The organism is Pseudomonas sp. HOU2 (assembly GCF_040729435.1).
Classification (GTDB): Bacteria; Pseudomonadota; Gammaproteobacteria; order Pseudomonadales; family Pseudomonadaceae; genus Aquipseudomonas.
Window position 1 is genome coordinate 4,669,479 of sequence record NZ_CP160398.1, and the last position, 13,854, is coordinate 4,683,332.

Below are 13,854 nucleotides of genomic sequence, written 5' to 3' on the forward strand. Positions count from 1 at the left end.
GGGATGGATTATCCGAAAAGCATGCCCGGTGTCGGTCTGGTCAACAGCCGTTTTGTCGATGAAAACCCGATCACCGGAACCCCCGGATCGTTGATTCCCGCGGAGTGGGGCAACGCCCTGACCGAGGAGGTTTTGACGGTTATCAAAGCTGCCGGGATCGAACCCACCGAGGGGCTCAACACGCAATTGCTGGAGGCGCTGCGCGGCAAGAAACTGTATGAAACGCCACCGCAGTTCGATGTCAGTCAGAAGGTTGCGACGACAGAATTTGTTCAGCGCGCGCTGGGCAGTCTGGCAGGGCAGACCAACTATGTAGGGGATGTCACGCTGACGGCTGCTGATGTGGGCAAGCTTTCAGTCTTCACTGGCCCCTGTACGGTGACTCTGCCTGATTGGTCCAGTGTTTCTCCTGGTGGACTGGTCAGGATTCTGAGCAGCACCGGTAGTTTGACGGTAAAGGCTCGTAGTGGTGAAAGTCTGAGCACCATCAATGGGGTACCCACTACCTCCTTGTCATTTGCAGGAGGGTGTTTCGTAACCTTCAGGCGACTGCTATTGGGTGGGGGGTGGGGGCTGGACTCCGGCGATGGCGCGCTCAAATATTCGCCGATGTTCACCGCTTCACTGGGTACAAGCGGGGGCTACCAACGTCTTCCCAGCGGCCTGATTTTGCAATGGGGCCTTGCCACCGGTGGTGCATTGAGTGAAACCATCACCTACCCGATTGCCTTTCCGAACTCGGTGCTTTTTCTGTCCGGCAGCGATATCTCACCGGGATTCGCGGATATACGTTTTTCTTTTTACAGACTCTCGCTGAGCCAGTTCCAGCGCTTCTCCAATATCGATCCTGGTGGCTGGAACTGGTTCGCCATGGGCTTTTGAAATCGGAGGTGAACACCATGAAATACATTGATTTCGATGCCCAGGGCGAACTTCTTGGGCGATACGACTCGGCTATCCACCTGCAGATTCCTGTCAGCGCGGTGGAAATCTCCGAAGAACTGTTCCTGCGCACGATTGAAGAGCGTGACGGCATCTGGCGATACACCGACGGCAAGGTCGCCAAACATTCTTTGCCGAACGCCTCGCAAGTGGTTGATGGCGAGCGAAGAGCTGCCGCTCTGGCGCGCCGGGATGAGTTGTTGGCCGAAGCCGATCAGCAAACCGTCGGCATGGCGGACGCCTACATCGCGGGCCTGCTCGACGCAGACGATATGCAGCGATTCAAGGCATTCGCCACCTACAAACTGGCGCTGAACAAGATCGACAAGCAGCCGGGCTATCCGCAAAACGTGGTCTGGCCTGTGCTGCCCGCCTGAGGCCTGTTCCGGTCGGAAGCCTGAAAACCTGTCTAAAAAATCCATCACTCTGAATAACGGGAGGTCCGTCCGTGGACTATCCAAAAAGTGTGCCCAGCGCCGGTCTGGTGAACGGCAAGTTTATTGATGAAAACCCGCTGACCGGGACGCCGGGGTCACTGATCCCGGCAGACTGGGGCAACGGGGTTACGCAGGAAATTCTCAACGTGATCAAGGCCGGGGATCTGACTCCGGACGAGAAGAAATACGATCAGTTGTTGCAGGCGATTCAGAGCGTTTCGGCCAAGGGCTGGAATCTGGATTCGGCGTTACCGATCGGGTCTTTGCCGACCGCTACCGTTGCTACGGCAGACGGGCGACTGCCGATCACACCAGCAGCAGTTGCCACCAGTGGCGGGCGAGTCTCGATTCCGGCCGGCGTGCTGATCAGCCTCGGTCAGGAAGTGGTGGCCGGGCAGTTGGCTCGTCCGCGCACATTTACGACACAAGCCTGGAGCAGTGCCGATCTGTTGCCTAACTCTAATTACTTTCTGCGTGCGCAAGTAGTTGCCGGTGTGCTGACCTTTTACACGCAGCGCGGCATTATCTATGACGCTACGCCCGACGGCTTGAAGGGCACGATCAATGGTGCGGCGGGAGGCGGTTTTCAGTCGACGCCGCTGGATATTTGTCTGGCATGGGTGGTGACAGCAGGCCCTGGCTCGGTGCCGATTGTCCGACCGATTTATAATCGCGGTCGCTTGTCGTGGACGCAAACAATCAGCGGTAATGGCGTGGTGTACCTGCCACTTGACCCGCATGCCCGTGCCGCGCGGCTGGTGGTGGGCAATGCGACGCCGCATCCGACGCTCGTCACAGCCGTGAATTTTGCTACACCCGGGTGGCTGGGTGCCAACTACTGTTTTCTCAATCCTAAGGCTGCCGCGTCGAGCAATTGGGATGGTTGGGCCATTGCGGGTGAGACGGTACGGGTTATTACCAACAACGAGGTGAGTGACACAACCGTGTCGACACTGACCGCCAGCTTCGACCACAGCATGTTGCGTTCCCTGTGGCAGACCTATCAAGCCGAACACGCTTTTGGTGCCGATAACGGTTCAAGTGACGAATTGCTGTTCAGCATGGGCATCAAAAATCTCCTCCCAAGCGACTACGCCAACGGTGTTGCCATCAATTTTTCAGCGGCGGTGAATATCAATCTTTCCTGGGAGCTGATCCGATGATCATCATTCAAGAACTGCATCAGTTCGAGGAGGGCCTGCGCCCGGCCCAGCCATCCATTGCCCATGATTGGGATGGAGAAAAATGGCAGCTGAATGCGTCCAGAGTTGCCGAACTGGAACTTCAGGAAGCCGAACAGTTGTGCTCCAAGGTCGACGCGGCCGCCGACAGTGCTCGCACCGTTTTGGCCGGCGACCCGCTCAAAGCCATGGAGTACGCACAAGCGGCCGCCGACGCACAGGCCTATCAAGACGCCGGTTATCCGAAAAAAGAGGTGCCGCTGTCGGTTGCTGCGTGGGTAGTCAAAGGTCGTACTGCCAAACAGGCAGCCGAGCAAATCCTGAGCAAGGCCGACCAACTTACCGATCATCTGCTGACCCTGCGCACCTTGCGCCTGAAGGCCAAAAACCAGATCCGCGCGCATGCGGCCAAAGGCAATCTCGATCTGGCGCGAAGTGCGAGCGATGACGCGTTGGCGGCGATTCGTGAGCTGGTCAGCAGCCAGAATCTCTAGTCGCAACGCCTTCGTTCTGCATTACCCAAGCTCACTTCACCGTGGGCTTTTTATTTTCAGAAAACAGACCGCTGCAGGCTCGCACTCGCGATCGCTGCGACGCGGTTCATTTGTATTTCAGAGGAACGAAAAACCTATGGATTATCCAAAAAGCGTCCCCAGCGTCGGCCTGGTCGATGGCCGCTTTGTCGATGAAAACCCGGTGGCAGGCACGCCGGGTTCGTTGATTCCGGCGGTGTGGGGCAACAGCGTGACTCAGGAGATCCTGAGTGTGATTAACGGTGGCGGGCTGGTGGCTTCTGAAGCCGATGCCGGTCAGTTGTACAAGGCGATTCAGTCGATCATCGGCAAAGCCAGCCCGATGCGCTCGCAGATCACTCGTATTTCTGCTTCCAAGCTGCTTGAAGCGCAGGAATTGGGGGTTGTTCTGATTGATGGCAGCGCGGCGGCGATGAGCGTCACGCTTCCTGCTGCGGATGCCGGGCTGGGTGTTCGCGACGTGATTGTTCGCCGTGTGGACAACACAGTTAACCGATTGGTAATCCAGGCATCAGGCGGCGACCGGATTCGTTTTCATACACACCTGTCGGCGAGCGGCTATCCGTTTCTGGTGCTGATGGGCAGTGGTGACTGGTGGCAGTTGCGCAGTGACGGGGCGGGTAGTTGGTGGCCGGTCGGTCGTTTCGACAGTACCCCTCTGGGCCAGACTTCCTTCGAAACCACAGTGGCGCTCAATCCCGGCGGTTATGGCCTGCTCAACGGCTACTTTTTCAAACGTGCGGAATGGCCTTGGTTATGGGACTTCGCTCAGGCTTCAGGAGCTCTGACGACAGAAGCGGCGCGATGGAATCGAGAAGGTGCGTGGACCAGTGGCGATGGTGCGTCGACCTTTCGAATTCCGGAAGTTCGCGGCGAATTTCTGCGAGCGCTCGATGAAACCCGGGGCGTGGATACAGGACGAGTCGTCGGCAGTTTGCAGAACCATGCACTGCAAAGTCACAACCACTACTTGCCCACGAGTACAGGGTCTTCCAATCGGCCGGCGCCAGCTATTCCGGATCCTGTCTGGAATGTTTCAAGCGACGTCAATTTCTATCCAACCAGCGGAACCATCGCGACCACTTACCCCAATCCCGCGTTCGACTCCGATACCTACATCGGCACCATCGGGAATTTTTCGACGGAAACCCGGCCGCGAAACATCGCTTATCCCGCGCGTATCAAACTGATCTGAGGTGCACATGTTCAATTACTTAATAGATGACGCTGGCGCGTTGACCGGCCCGGTAGAATTTTTACCCGTGCCAGGTATCGGCCTGCAACTGCCGGGCAATGCTGTCACGTTGAGCATCGAACTCGCTCCGGCGCCCAGTGGATATGCGTGGGCGTATGACAATGGCTCATTGCAGCAGCGAATAGATTTACGCGGTGATGTCTATCGCACCGACACGGGGATTCGAGAGACCTGGACAGCATTAGGTGATTTGCCTGAAGGCTTCACCACGCAGCCGTGGCCCGGTGGATTTCATTCGTGGATCGATGGTGTCTGGAAAATCGATGAAGCAGCTGCATTGAAGGACCGGAAGCAAGTCACTCTGACCAAGCGCGATGAACTTCTTCGCGACGCCGTCCTGCGCATCGCGCCGCTGCAATACGCCGAGGATATTGGCGATGCCAGCCGTGACGAACAACTGCTGCTGATCGAATGGAAGCTCTACAGCGTCGAGCTGAACCGTATCGAAAAGCAGGCCGGTTTCCCCGAGGAAATTACCTGGCCGGTCGCTCCCGGCGCAGCCGTAGCCAACTGATTTCAGCACAGGGAGCAGTGCAATGGATTATCCAAAAAGTATTCCCGGCGTTGGCCTGGTCAACGGCGGCTTCGTCGATGAAAACCCGATCGCCGGCTCACCGGGATCGTTGATTCCGGCCGCGTGGGGCAACAGCGTCACCCAGGAAATTCTCAACGCGATCAAGGCTGCCGGGCTGACGCCTGATGAAGCCAGAACCGACCAGTTGGCAACGGCCATTGGCGCGTTGGTCGACTTCAGCAAACTGAAAAACACCCCGACCACGCTGGCCGGTTACGGCATCACCGATGCGGTGGGGCGGTTGTTGGCGGTGCGGCAGATCGAGACGGTCGGGATCACGGTTTACAAGCCCAATCCGAGGGCCAAACGGATTCGCGTGCGGTTGGTGGGGGCGGGTGGTTCGGGTGGTGGTTGTGCACCGGTTACAGCGGGTTATCACAGTATTGGAGGTGGCGGTGGTGGTGGCGCCTACGTCGAGAGCTTATATGACGTGACAGCAGAAATGATGGCCGGCGTTCCTGTGTCACTGGGGGCCGGGGGCGCTTCACGTAATTCGATGGGGCAGGCCGGCGGAGGCGCTTCTTTTGGCAGTTACATGAGCGCATCTGGTGGCATGGGCGGGCAAATACTGACCTTTCCTGTGACAGCCACGGCAGTTGGCTTCGTTCAGGGGGGCGCTGGAGGACAAGCCGTGACGGGCGGCAATCTCGCTAATGCACGTGGAATAGGCGGTGGCTATGCCATGTACAACGCCAATTGGGGCGTATTGGCTGGTGGCGGTGGCGCGAGTCCGTTTGATGGCGGTGGCCCGTTGATGGGCCTCAGTGGCGCTGGCACTTCAGGAAACAGAGGGTCAGGTGGTAGTGGTTCATGTTCGACCAGTGCCTCCGCGTCAGTCCTCAGCGGCGTCGGCGGCAACGCCTTCTGTGAAATCTGGGAGTACGAGTGATGGCCCGTTATGCACGAGTGGAAAACGGTGTCGTGGTCGAACTGATCGACACCGGCGACTACGCGATCACCCAGCTGTTTGCTCCCGCTTTCGTCGAGACGATGGTGCAGGTGCCGGAGGGTATGCAGATCGTAATCGGCGCGCCCATCGGCGAACTGCGCCAGGAGATTGCGCCGTCGTCGGTGACGATCAGTCCGGTCATTACCCCTGAAACAGTCCCCGATGAGCAAGATCCTCTGGCGGCAGCGCGGCTCTGGCGCCAGTCCAGTCTGTCGGCCACCGAATGGTGGGTGACGCGGCATCGTGACGAGCAGGAGCTGGGGCGCGGGACGACGCTCAAGGCGGCGCAGTATCTGAAATTGCTGGAGTACCGCCAGGCGCTGCGCGACTGGCCGGGTTCAAGTCTTTTTCCTTCGACAGTTTCCCGGCCTTTGGCCCCGACTTGGCTCACTTGCAGAGCAGGAGAAAAATAATGGATTACCCAAATAGTGTTCCCAGCGCCGGGCTGGTGGACGGCAAGTTTGTCGATGAGGACCCGCTAAACGGCTCGCCGGGTTCATTGATTCCGGCAAGTTGGGGCAACGGCGTTACCCAAGAGATTCTCGGCGTAGTGCGGGCCGGTGGACTGACGCCGAGTGAGGCGTCGAATACTCAATTGCTCGGCGCCCTGCGCAGCAATCAATTGTTCCAGACGGCTGCGCCATTCGATGTCAGTCGTTCGGCGGCAACGTCCGAGTTCGTTCAGCGCGCTCTGGGTAACTATGCCGGAGCGCGTGGCGTGTCTGCCGCGACGCAACTGACGGCGGCGGATGCGGGATGGGCGATCGGTCTGGGAGGAAACTCGGCGTACACCGTGACGCTACCGGATATCACTACGGTTCCCAACGGTGCAGCGATCACCTTTCACTGCCGCAGTAATGCCGCGATTACCATCGCCTGCACGAGCGGTAGTCAAATAAGCCCGCAGGGCGCCTATCTGACGTCGATTGTGATGAACAGCGGCGAGAGCGCCAACGTTGTCAGGGAGAACGGCATCTGGGTGGTTCACGGGACCGCCAGTCTGAAATATGCCGCGCTGTTTTCCGGACTGGTGAATAACCCCGGATATCAGAAACACGCCAGTGGAAATATCGATCAGTGGGGCTCGGGACTGTCGAATGCCGCCGGCATCGTCAACGTGACATTCCCGGTTCCATTCCCGAGGGGCTATTTCTCTCTTGTGGCCACCCATGCGGGAGGCGATGTAGCAATGGTCGCATTGATTGCCGTCAGCCAAGTGGGTTGCACGCTGAAAATTCGCGATGCGTCCGGCGCTCTGGCCGGCAATTGCACCGTAAATTATTTTGTAAAGGGCTATTGAATGAACACCTTCAATGTTTTGTTCAGCGCCCGCACTTTGGGCGCATATGTGCCGGGTATCAATTCGACGGACATTCCCGACGACGTTATCGAAATTCCCCAGGGCTACTGGATCTCGCTGCTGCAGCAAATGGCTGTCACCCCGAAAGTGATCGGTGTGCGAGCGGATAACGGCTATCCGATCCTGGTCGATCCACCGCCTCCTTCACCCGATGAAGCGGCTGATATCGAGCGCTCATGGCGTACGGCGCAACTGTCTGCCACCGACGGTCTGGTAGCACGTGACCGCGATGAACTCGAGGACGGTGGCGGCACTACATTGACCACTGAGCAATACGCCGAACTGCAAACCTATCGCCGTGAGTTGCGAGACTGGCCGCAAGGTTCGTTTTTTCCCTTCAACGAGCACCGGCCGGTAGCGCCGAGGTGGCTGGCTGCTGTGCTGTAACTCATCAGGGAAATTGAAATGGATTATCCAAAAAGCGTTCCCAGCGTCGGGCTGGTGAACGGCAAGTTCGTCAATGAAGACGCCGTCGCCGGCCTGCCCGGATCGCTGATCCCGGCAACCTGGGGCAACAGCGTCACCGATGAACTGTTGAATGTCGTCAAATCTGCGGGTCTTGAACCCAGCGAAACCGATGCCACGCAACTGTTGCAGGCGCTGAAAAAAATCAGTCAGGCCGGTGAAGACAAGCATGCTGCAGACATCGGGGCGGCCAATCTGTACATGGCCAATTACGTGCCCGCCATCGCTACATTGAAGGACGGTCTGGCGTTGCGCTTTACCGCTGGCAATGCCAATACCGGGGCGAGTACGTTTGCGCCGAACGGGTTGCTGCCCAAGCCGCTGGTGAGTCTGGCGCTGAGTGCGTTGCGACCTGCCGAGGTTGTCGCCGGCAGTGTGTGTTCGGTGGTGTACAGCGCGGCGCTGGACAGTTGGGTACTGGTGTATGCCAGCGGTGGCGGTGCGGCGAGTGGACGGTTATTGGGAGTGAAGACGTTTACCTCGTCCGGTACATATGTGCCGACGGTGGGGATGAAGAATGTGTTGGTGAAAATTGTCGGCGGAGGTGGCGGGAGCGCAGGGATTGCCGCGACGAATGCCAGTCAGATCACCGTCTCGGGAGGTGGCGCTTCAGGCAGTTATGCTGAAGCCTGGATCCCTTCCTCAAGTGTCGGCGCTAGCCAGATCGTGACAGTGGGCGCAGCAGGTGCTGGCGGCGCAATCGGTGCTAGTGCAGGGCCCGGTGGAACGAGTTCAATCGGATCCTTGGTCTCCGCACCAGGTGGTGGCGGCGCACCAAACGTCGGTGTGATTGGACTTGCTGATTTTGGCTTGTTTGTCGGTGGTTTCCCCAGCACTGCGGCCACTGGCGCAAATATTGTCAGCAGCGCAGGGGCTGCGGGCAGTCCCGGAATCAACGTCAACGGTTCGATTCTTGCCGGGCATGGAGCGCTTTCACCCTTGGGCGCGGGCGGATTTGGCAGCAGCGTTGCGGCAGCTGTGGCTGCACCCGGCTCGGGTTATGGTTCCGGCGCGGGCGGCATCGCCAATGCCATGAATCAACCGGGCAGACCCGGCGGTGCCGGAGCCCGTGGCGTTGTGATCATCTACGAGTACGCCTGATGAAAACCTACGCACGCATCGTCAACAACACCGTAGTCGAACTGTTCTCGACTGACGGCAACATGGCCGAGATGTTCCACCCGGATCTGATCTGGGTCGATATCACCGACATTACTCCGCTACCGCAAATTGACTGGAGCGCCAACTTCGGCACTCTCGGCTGGGTGTTCACGGCCCCCGAAGTCGCGGCACCGTACAACACCCTGACAACTCTGGCAAAAAAATGGCTGGGGGGCGTTGTCCGTCAACCATGATTCAATCGGAGCATCCAGGGAGGATTACGCATTATGCAAATAACCGAAGACAACCTTAAAATCATCATGCCCAACGCCCGCAGCCAAGCGGGCGTTTTTGTTTCTGCACTGAACAACGCAATGACTCGGCGCCATATCGACTCGCCAAAACGCATCGCTGCGTTCCTGGCGCAAGTCGGTCATGAGTCGGGGCAGTTGCAGTACGTGCGTGAACTGGGCAACAACCAGTACCTGAGCAAATACGACACCGGCACGCTGGCGCTGCGTCTGGGCAATACGCCCGAGGCCGACGGCGACGGGCAGAAGTACCGCGGTCGCGGGCTGATCCAGATTACCGGGCGCAGCAACTATCGTCAGTGCAGCCTTGGCCTGTTCGGCGATGAGCGTCTGCTGTCCTTGCCGGAGTTGCTCGAGCAGCCGCAATGGGCGGCCGAATCCGCTGCGTGGTTCTGGGAACAGAACGGCCTGAACGATCTGGCTGATCGCGACCAGTTCAACAGCATCACCCGCCGAATCAACGGTGGGTTGAATGGCTTGCAGGATCGGCTGGATATCTGGGCGCGGGCGAGGGCGGTGTTATGTCCATCTCCTGGCGCCTGATCAGCATTTTGTTGCTGGCTGCGGCAGCCGCCGCGCTGGCCTGGCAGTTTCAGGACTGGCGTTACGGGCGGCAACTGGCCGAGCAGGCCCGGCTGCACGCCGACACCCTCAATCAACTGACTTCGGCCGCCGCCACCGCGCAGCAGGCCGAGCAGGACAAACGTCTGGCGCTGGAGCAACGGCTCGCGACCAGTGAACAGACCCACTATCGAGCACTCAGTGATGCCCAACGTGATCAGGATCGCCTGCGCGATCGTCTTGCCACTGCTGATCTGCGCCTGTCAGTCCTCATCGACGCCGGCGATGCTGCCCAAGGCTGCGGGGTGCCAGCCACCGCCGGCGCCGGCGGCGTGGATCATGCAGCCGTACGCGCCCGACTTGACCCGGCGCATGCTCAACGAGTTATCGCCATCACCGACACCGGCGACCGCGGACTGATTGCCCTGCAGGCCTGTCAGGCCTATGTCAGAGCGCTGGCGCCCGAACATTTTGAATGAGTCTGTGTATTGAAAGCGCAACCGGGTCGTGTACGGTGGTAGTCATTCCACCCGATCCGGAGCGCACCGTGAAAGAGATCACTCAACTGGCTGCCGAGCTTGGCCGACGTTTGCAGTTGCTCAACGCCCACGTCACCACGGCCGAGTCCTGTACCGGTGGCGGGATTGCTGAGGCAATCACGCGGATTCCCGGGAGCTCAGCGTGGTTCGAGGCCGGTTACGTGACCTACTCCAACCGGCAGAAGACTAAGCAACTGAATGTGCCCGCCGAATTGTTCGGCACGGTGGGTGCGGTCAGTCGCGAAGTCGTCGAGTCGATGGTGCGGGGGGCGCAGAAGCACAGCCTGGCGCGGTTTGCCGTGGCAGTCAGTGGCGTGGCCGGGCCCGACGGCGGTACACCGAACAAACCGGTGGGCACCGTATGGCTGGCCTGGGGAGTGGGCGATGCGGTTTCCAGCGAGGTTCAGCACTTCCCCGGCAACCGCGACGAGGTGCGCCGACAAACGGTGAAGGCCGCGCTAGAGGGGCTGTTGCGACTAGCGGCACGAGAAATCGAAAATCAGGGGTAGGCGATCCGCGAACGCTGTGGAATAATACTGGCTACTTATACAGGTGTTGGCCGTCAGGCCTTATTGATTACGTGAGGACTTTAATGGACGACAACAAGAAGAAAGCCTTGGCTGCGGCCCTGGGTCAGATCGAACGTCAATTCGGCAAGGGTGCCGTAATGCGTATGGGCGATCAGGACCGTCAGGCGATCCCGGCCATTTCCACCGGCTCTCTGGGTCTGGACATCGCACTCGGCATCGGCGGTCTGCCAAAAGGCCGTATCGTTGAAATCTACGGTCCTGAATCTTCCGGTAAAACCACACTGACACTGTCCGTGATCGCCCAGGCGCAAAAAGCCGGCGCGACCTGCGCTTTCGTCGACGCCGAACACGCCCTCGACCCTGAGTATGCTGGCAAACTCGGCGTCAACGTCGACGACCTGCTGGTTTCCCAGCCGGACACTGGCGAACAGGCACTGGAAATCACCGACATGCTGGTGCGCTCCAACGCCGTTGACGTGATCATCGTCGACTCCGTAGCCGCTCTGGTACCGAAGGCTGAAATCGAAGGCGAAATGGGTGACATGCACGTGGGCCTGCAAGCCCGTCTGATGTCCCAGGCGCTGCGTAAAATCACCGGTAACATCAAGAACGCCAACTGCCTGGTGATCTTCATCAACCAGATCCGCATGAAGATCGGCGTGATGTTCGGCAGCCCGGAAACCACCACCGGTGGTAACGCGCTGAAGTTCTACGCCTCGGTCCGTCTCGACATCCGCCGTACCGGCGCGGTGAAGGAAGGCGACGAAGTGGTCGGCAGCGAAACCCGGGTCAAGGTTGTGAAGAACAAGGTGGCTTCGCCGTTCCGTCAGGCCGAGTTCCAGATTCTTTACGGCAAGGGCATCTACCTCAATGGCGAGATGATCGACCTGGGCGTGCTGCACGGCTTCGTCGAGAAATCCGGCGCCTGGTACGCCTATGAAGGCACCAAGATCGGTCAGGGCAAGGCCAACTCGGCCAAGTTCCTGGCAGACAACCCGGAAGTCGCTGCCAAGCTCGAGAAGCAGCTGCGTGACAAACTGCTGTCGCCAGCGGTGATCGCGGACTCCAAGGCCTCTGCGGTCAAAGAGACCGAAGACGACCTGGCTGACGCTGATATCTGATAACCGCGATGACCACCGCCGTACTCGATACCCTCGTCGCGGTGCGGCGAACCGCCATGGACCTGCTCGCTCGACGCGAGCACGGTCGAGTCGAGCTGACGCGTAAACTGCGTCAGCGCGGCGCCGAGGCGGAAATGATCGAAACAGCCCTCGACCGGTTGACGGAAGAGGGGCTGCTTTCCGAAGCCCGTTACCTTGAAAGCTTTGTTTCCTACCGTGCCCGTTCCGGTTACGGCCCTTTGCGTATTCGTGAAGAGTTGGGCCAGCGTGGTTTGCAACGCGCCGATATCGAACTCGCCCTGCGTGAAAGCGGTATCGACTGGCAGGAGCAGCTTCGGGAGACGTGGCAGCGCAAGTTCTCCGGGCATTTGCCGATTGATGCCAAGGAACGCGCCAAACAAGGCCGCTTTCTAGCCTATCGGGGCTTTTCGATGGAGATGATCAACCGCTTGTTCAGCGGCAGAGGGATGGACGATTAAGTCGGTTGAACAAAAACGGCCCGCTATGAAAATAGCGGGCCGTTTTTTTTTGCCTTCAGATTACCTTTGATGGCTCACGGGCACGTTGAGTGGTCTGCGGTTTGCTGTGAGCCCAGTTTTCCGGGAGGTTGATGTAATCCACCAGTTCCCTGAGTCGGCCATGGTTCCGGGCATTGAACGCGAAGGCCAGCCGCACCAGATGGCTATACTGCGCTTCGTCGTGTTCCTCGCCGCTGTAGGCGTGTTGATGGAACTGGTCGCTCAGGCACAGATCGGCAAAGGCTTGCTGCATATGTTCCAGTGCCTGCTCGCTGAGCTTGTGATGCATACGAATCACGAACTGACGCTTGAGCCAGCGGCTGGAGTGGAAGTTGCTGTAGAACTGGTTGATCTGCTGCACCGCCTCGTCGACGCTGTAGACCAGTCGCATCAGTTGCAGGTCGGTGGGCAGGATGTAGTGGTTTTCTTCGAGCTGCTGACGAATGAAATCCAGGGCGCCTTGCCAGAACGTTCCCCCCGGTACATCCAGCAACACCACGGGCACCAACGGACTTTTACCGGTCTGGATCAGTGTCAGCACTTCCAGTGCTTCGTCCAGGGTGCCGAACCCGCCAGGGCACAGCACCAGCGCATCGGCTTCCTTGACGAAGAACAGTTTGCGGGTGAAGAAGAAATGGAATGGCAGCAGGTTGCCGGTGCCGTCTACCGTCGGGTTGGCATGTTGCTCGAAGGGCAGGGTGATGTTGAACCCGAGACTGTGATCGCGCCCGGCGCCTTCGTGCGCGGCAGCCATGATCCCGCCACCCGCACCGGTGATGACCATCATGTCTGATCGGGTCAGGGCCGCGCCGAGTTCACGGGCCATTGCATACAGGGGGTGCTCGACCGGCGTGCGCGCCGAGCCGAATACCGTGACTTTGCGTCGTCCCTTGAATTGTTCCAGCACCCGGAACGCCTGCTCCAGTTCGCGCAGGGCTTGCAGGGTGATCTTGGCGTTCCAGCGGTTGTGATCTTCCTGGGCCATGCGCAGCACGGTCAGGATCATGTCGCGGTAAATCGGCAGGTTCGGGCTGTCGGGAGAAACCTGAGTGAGTTGTTCTTCGACCCTGCTGATGAGGTCGGGGAGTTGTTCCTGAAAATGCCGGCTGAGCAGGTCATTCGGTTGGTAAGGCATTCAACGTCTCCTTCTGCACAGAGCGGTGGCTCTGACGTGCGGCGTCAGTGCCGCGCTGCAAAAACACACACGATCGGCAGTTCCTTTGCTGCCGTGAACAGATGATCGGGAATACTTTGAATCTAGACCCTTGCACGCAATTGCGCTGACTTCATCATTGCCATGCAGACTCGCTCCAGGCAACCGCTCATTGTTCTTTGCCGCAATGAATTCACCGCTCGTCCGAACGTCCACCGTAGAGCAATCGCTCTGATTTACTGACTTACAGGCACCGTACGACAGTTTTGCGACAACGTCTGTACGCAAGGTGCACGCTTTTCAAGGATTCGCGGGTGGCAAGGA

General features: G+C 59.0%; 18 protein-coding genes. 17 read left to right on the top strand and 1 reads right to left on the bottom strand.

Annotated features, from left to right (window positions below; translation table 11 throughout):
* Positions 1-3 precede the first annotated feature (3 nt).
* The 17 genes from ABV589_RS21030 (at position 4) to recX (ending at position 12,338) form a co-directional block, all read left to right on the top strand.
* Entirely contained in the window at positions 4-882 is an 879-nt protein-coding gene (locus tag ABV589_RS21030) for a phage tail protein (RefSeq protein ID WP_367083406.1), read from the top strand.
* Positions 883-899: 17 nt separating this feature from the next.
* Positions 900-1,319 (top strand): tail fiber assembly protein, encoded by a 420-nt coding sequence (locus ABV589_RS21035; protein WP_367083408.1) that lies wholly within the window; start codon positions 900-902, stop codon positions 1,317-1,319.
* A gap of 71 nt (positions 1,320-1,390) precedes the next feature.
* Positions 1,391-2,542 carry a phage tail protein gene (locus ABV589_RS21040; RefSeq protein ID WP_367083410.1) on the top strand — a complete coding sequence of 384 codons (1,152 nt, stop codon included), beginning with the start codon at positions 1,391-1,393 and terminating at the stop codon, positions 2,540-2,542.
* On the top strand, positions 2,539-3,054 hold the full coding sequence (locus tag ABV589_RS21045; RefSeq protein ID WP_367083411.1) for a phage tail protein: 516 nt from the start codon (positions 2,539-2,541) through the stop codon (positions 3,052-3,054). Before ABV589_RS21040 ends, ABV589_RS21045 begins: the two co-directional genes overlap by 4 nt.
* A gap of 136 nt (positions 3,055-3,190) precedes the next feature.
* Positions 3,191-4,288: a phage tail protein gene (locus ABV589_RS21050; protein WP_367083413.1), complete on the top strand. Its 1,098-nt coding sequence runs from the start codon at positions 3,191-3,193 to the stop codon at positions 4,286-4,288.
* A 7-nt stretch (positions 4,289-4,295) separates the two neighbouring features.
* A complete protein-coding gene (locus ABV589_RS21055; RefSeq protein ID WP_367083414.1) occupies positions 4,296-4,862 on the top strand; it encodes a tail fiber assembly protein in 567 nt (188 codons plus the stop codon).
* A 22-nt stretch (positions 4,863-4,884) separates the two neighbouring features.
* Positions 4,885-5,811, top strand: a complete 927-nt coding sequence (locus tag ABV589_RS21060) for a hypothetical protein (protein WP_367083416.1) — start codon at positions 4,885-4,887, stop codon at positions 5,809-5,811.
* A complete protein-coding gene (locus ABV589_RS21065) occupies positions 5,811-6,284 on the top strand; it encodes a phage tail assembly chaperone (RefSeq protein WP_367083418.1) in 474 nt (157 codons plus the stop codon). The genes ABV589_RS21060 and ABV589_RS21065 overlap by 1 nt, the downstream gene beginning before the upstream one ends.
* Positions 6,284-7,171 carry a phage tail protein gene (locus tag ABV589_RS21070; RefSeq protein ID WP_367083419.1) on the top strand — a complete coding sequence of 296 codons (888 nt, stop codon included), beginning with the start codon at positions 6,284-6,286 and terminating at the stop codon, positions 7,169-7,171. Before ABV589_RS21065 ends, ABV589_RS21070 begins: the two co-directional genes overlap by 1 nt.
* Positions 7,172-7,618, top strand: a complete 447-nt coding sequence (locus ABV589_RS21075) for a phage tail assembly chaperone (RefSeq protein WP_367083421.1) — start codon at positions 7,172-7,174, stop codon at positions 7,616-7,618.
* Between the two features lie 18 nt (positions 7,619-7,636).
* Positions 7,637-8,797 carry a hypothetical protein gene (locus tag ABV589_RS21080; RefSeq protein WP_367083423.1) on the top strand — a complete coding sequence of 387 codons (1,161 nt, stop codon included), beginning with the start codon at positions 7,637-7,639 and terminating at the stop codon, positions 8,795-8,797.
* The gene (locus ABV589_RS21085) at positions 8,797-9,051 is read left to right on the top strand and encodes a hypothetical protein (protein ID WP_367083424.1); all 255 of its coding nucleotides are present in this window, start codon (positions 8,797-8,799) and stop codon (positions 9,049-9,051) included. The genes ABV589_RS21080 and ABV589_RS21085 overlap by 1 nt, the downstream gene beginning before the upstream one ends.
* A 33-nt stretch (positions 9,052-9,084) precedes the next feature.
* Entirely contained in the window at positions 9,085-9,651 is a 567-nt protein-coding gene (locus ABV589_RS21090; protein ID WP_027611082.1) for a glycoside hydrolase family 19 protein, read from the top strand.
* A complete protein-coding gene (locus ABV589_RS21095; protein ID WP_367083426.1) occupies positions 9,630-10,148 on the top strand; it encodes a lysis system i-spanin subunit Rz in 519 nt (172 codons plus the stop codon). Before ABV589_RS21090 ends, ABV589_RS21095 begins: the two co-directional genes overlap by 22 nt.
* 68 nt (positions 10,149-10,216) lie before the next feature.
* The gene (locus ABV589_RS21100; RefSeq protein WP_367083428.1) at positions 10,217-10,717 is read left to right on the top strand and encodes a CinA family protein; all 501 of its coding nucleotides are present in this window, start codon (positions 10,217-10,219) and stop codon (positions 10,715-10,717) included.
* An 83-nt stretch (positions 10,718-10,800) separates the two neighbouring features.
* Positions 10,801-11,859 (top strand): recombinase RecA, encoded by a 1,059-nt coding sequence (recA, locus tag ABV589_RS21105; protein WP_003222269.1) that lies wholly within the window; start codon positions 10,801-10,803, stop codon positions 11,857-11,859.
* 8 nt (positions 11,860-11,867) lie between these two features.
* Positions 11,868-12,338, top strand: a complete 471-nt coding sequence (gene recX / locus ABV589_RS21110) for a recombination regulator RecX (protein WP_003222270.1) — start codon at positions 11,868-11,870, stop codon at positions 12,336-12,338.
* 55 nt (positions 12,339-12,393) lie between these two features.
* Here recX and ABV589_RS21115 read toward each other — a convergent pair whose 3' ends face one another.
* Positions 12,394-13,512 (bottom strand): TIGR00730 family Rossman fold protein, encoded by a 1,119-nt coding sequence (locus ABV589_RS21115; RefSeq protein ID WP_367083430.1) that lies wholly within the window; start codon positions 13,510-13,512, stop codon positions 12,394-12,396.
* Between the last annotated feature and the right edge of the window lie 342 nt (positions 13,513-13,854).

Bases quoted from the DNA above. Each gene is read 5' to 3' on its own strand.
- ABV589_RS21070 (WP_367083419.1), top strand. From the start codon at position 6,284: ATGGATTACCCAAATAGTGTTCCCAGCGCCGGGCTGGTGGACGGCAAG.
- ABV589_RS21055 (WP_367083414.1), top strand. From the start codon at position 4,296: ATGTTCAATTACTTAATAGATGACGCTGGCGCGTTGACCGGCCCGGTA.
- ABV589_RS21115 (WP_367083430.1), bottom strand. From the start codon at position 13,512: ATGCCTTACCAACCGAATGACCTGCTCAGCCGGCATTTTCAGGAACAA.
- ABV589_RS21075 (WP_367083421.1), top strand. From the start codon at position 7,172: ATGAACACCTTCAATGTTTTGTTCAGCGCCCGCACTTTGGGCGCATAT.
- ABV589_RS21065 (WP_367083418.1), top strand. From the start codon at position 5,811: ATGGCCCGTTATGCACGAGTGGAAAACGGTGTCGTGGTCGAACTGATC.
- ABV589_RS21050 (WP_367083413.1), top strand. From the start codon at position 3,191: ATGGATTATCCAAAAAGCGTCCCCAGCGTCGGCCTGGTCGATGGCCGC.
- ABV589_RS21060 (WP_367083416.1), top strand. From the start codon at position 4,885: ATGGATTATCCAAAAAGTATTCCCGGCGTTGGCCTGGTCAACGGCGGC.
- ABV589_RS21045 (WP_367083411.1), top strand. From the start codon at position 2,539: ATGATCATCATTCAAGAACTGCATCAGTTCGAGGAGGGCCTGCGCCCG.
- ABV589_RS21080 (WP_367083423.1), top strand. From the start codon at position 7,637: ATGGATTATCCAAAAAGCGTTCCCAGCGTCGGGCTGGTGAACGGCAAG.
- ABV589_RS21035 (WP_367083408.1), top strand. From the start codon at position 900: ATGAAATACATTGATTTCGATGCCCAGGGCGAACTTCTTGGGCGATAC.
- recA (WP_003222269.1), top strand. From the start codon at position 10,801: ATGGACGACAACAAGAAGAAAGCCTTGGCTGCGGCCCTGGGTCAGATC.
- ABV589_RS21085 (WP_367083424.1), top strand. From the start codon at position 8,797: ATGAAAACCTACGCACGCATCGTCAACAACACCGTAGTCGAACTGTTC.
- ABV589_RS21095 (WP_367083426.1), top strand. From the start codon at position 9,630: ATGTCCATCTCCTGGCGCCTGATCAGCATTTTGTTGCTGGCTGCGGCA.
- recX (WP_003222270.1), top strand. From the start codon at position 11,868: ATGACCACCGCCGTACTCGATACCCTCGTCGCGGTGCGGCGAACCGCC.
- ABV589_RS21030 (WP_367083406.1), top strand. From the start codon at position 4: ATGGATTATCCGAAAAGCATGCCCGGTGTCGGTCTGGTCAACAGCCGT.
- ABV589_RS21090 (WP_027611082.1), top strand. From the start codon at position 9,085: ATGCAAATAACCGAAGACAACCTTAAAATCATCATGCCCAACGCCCGC.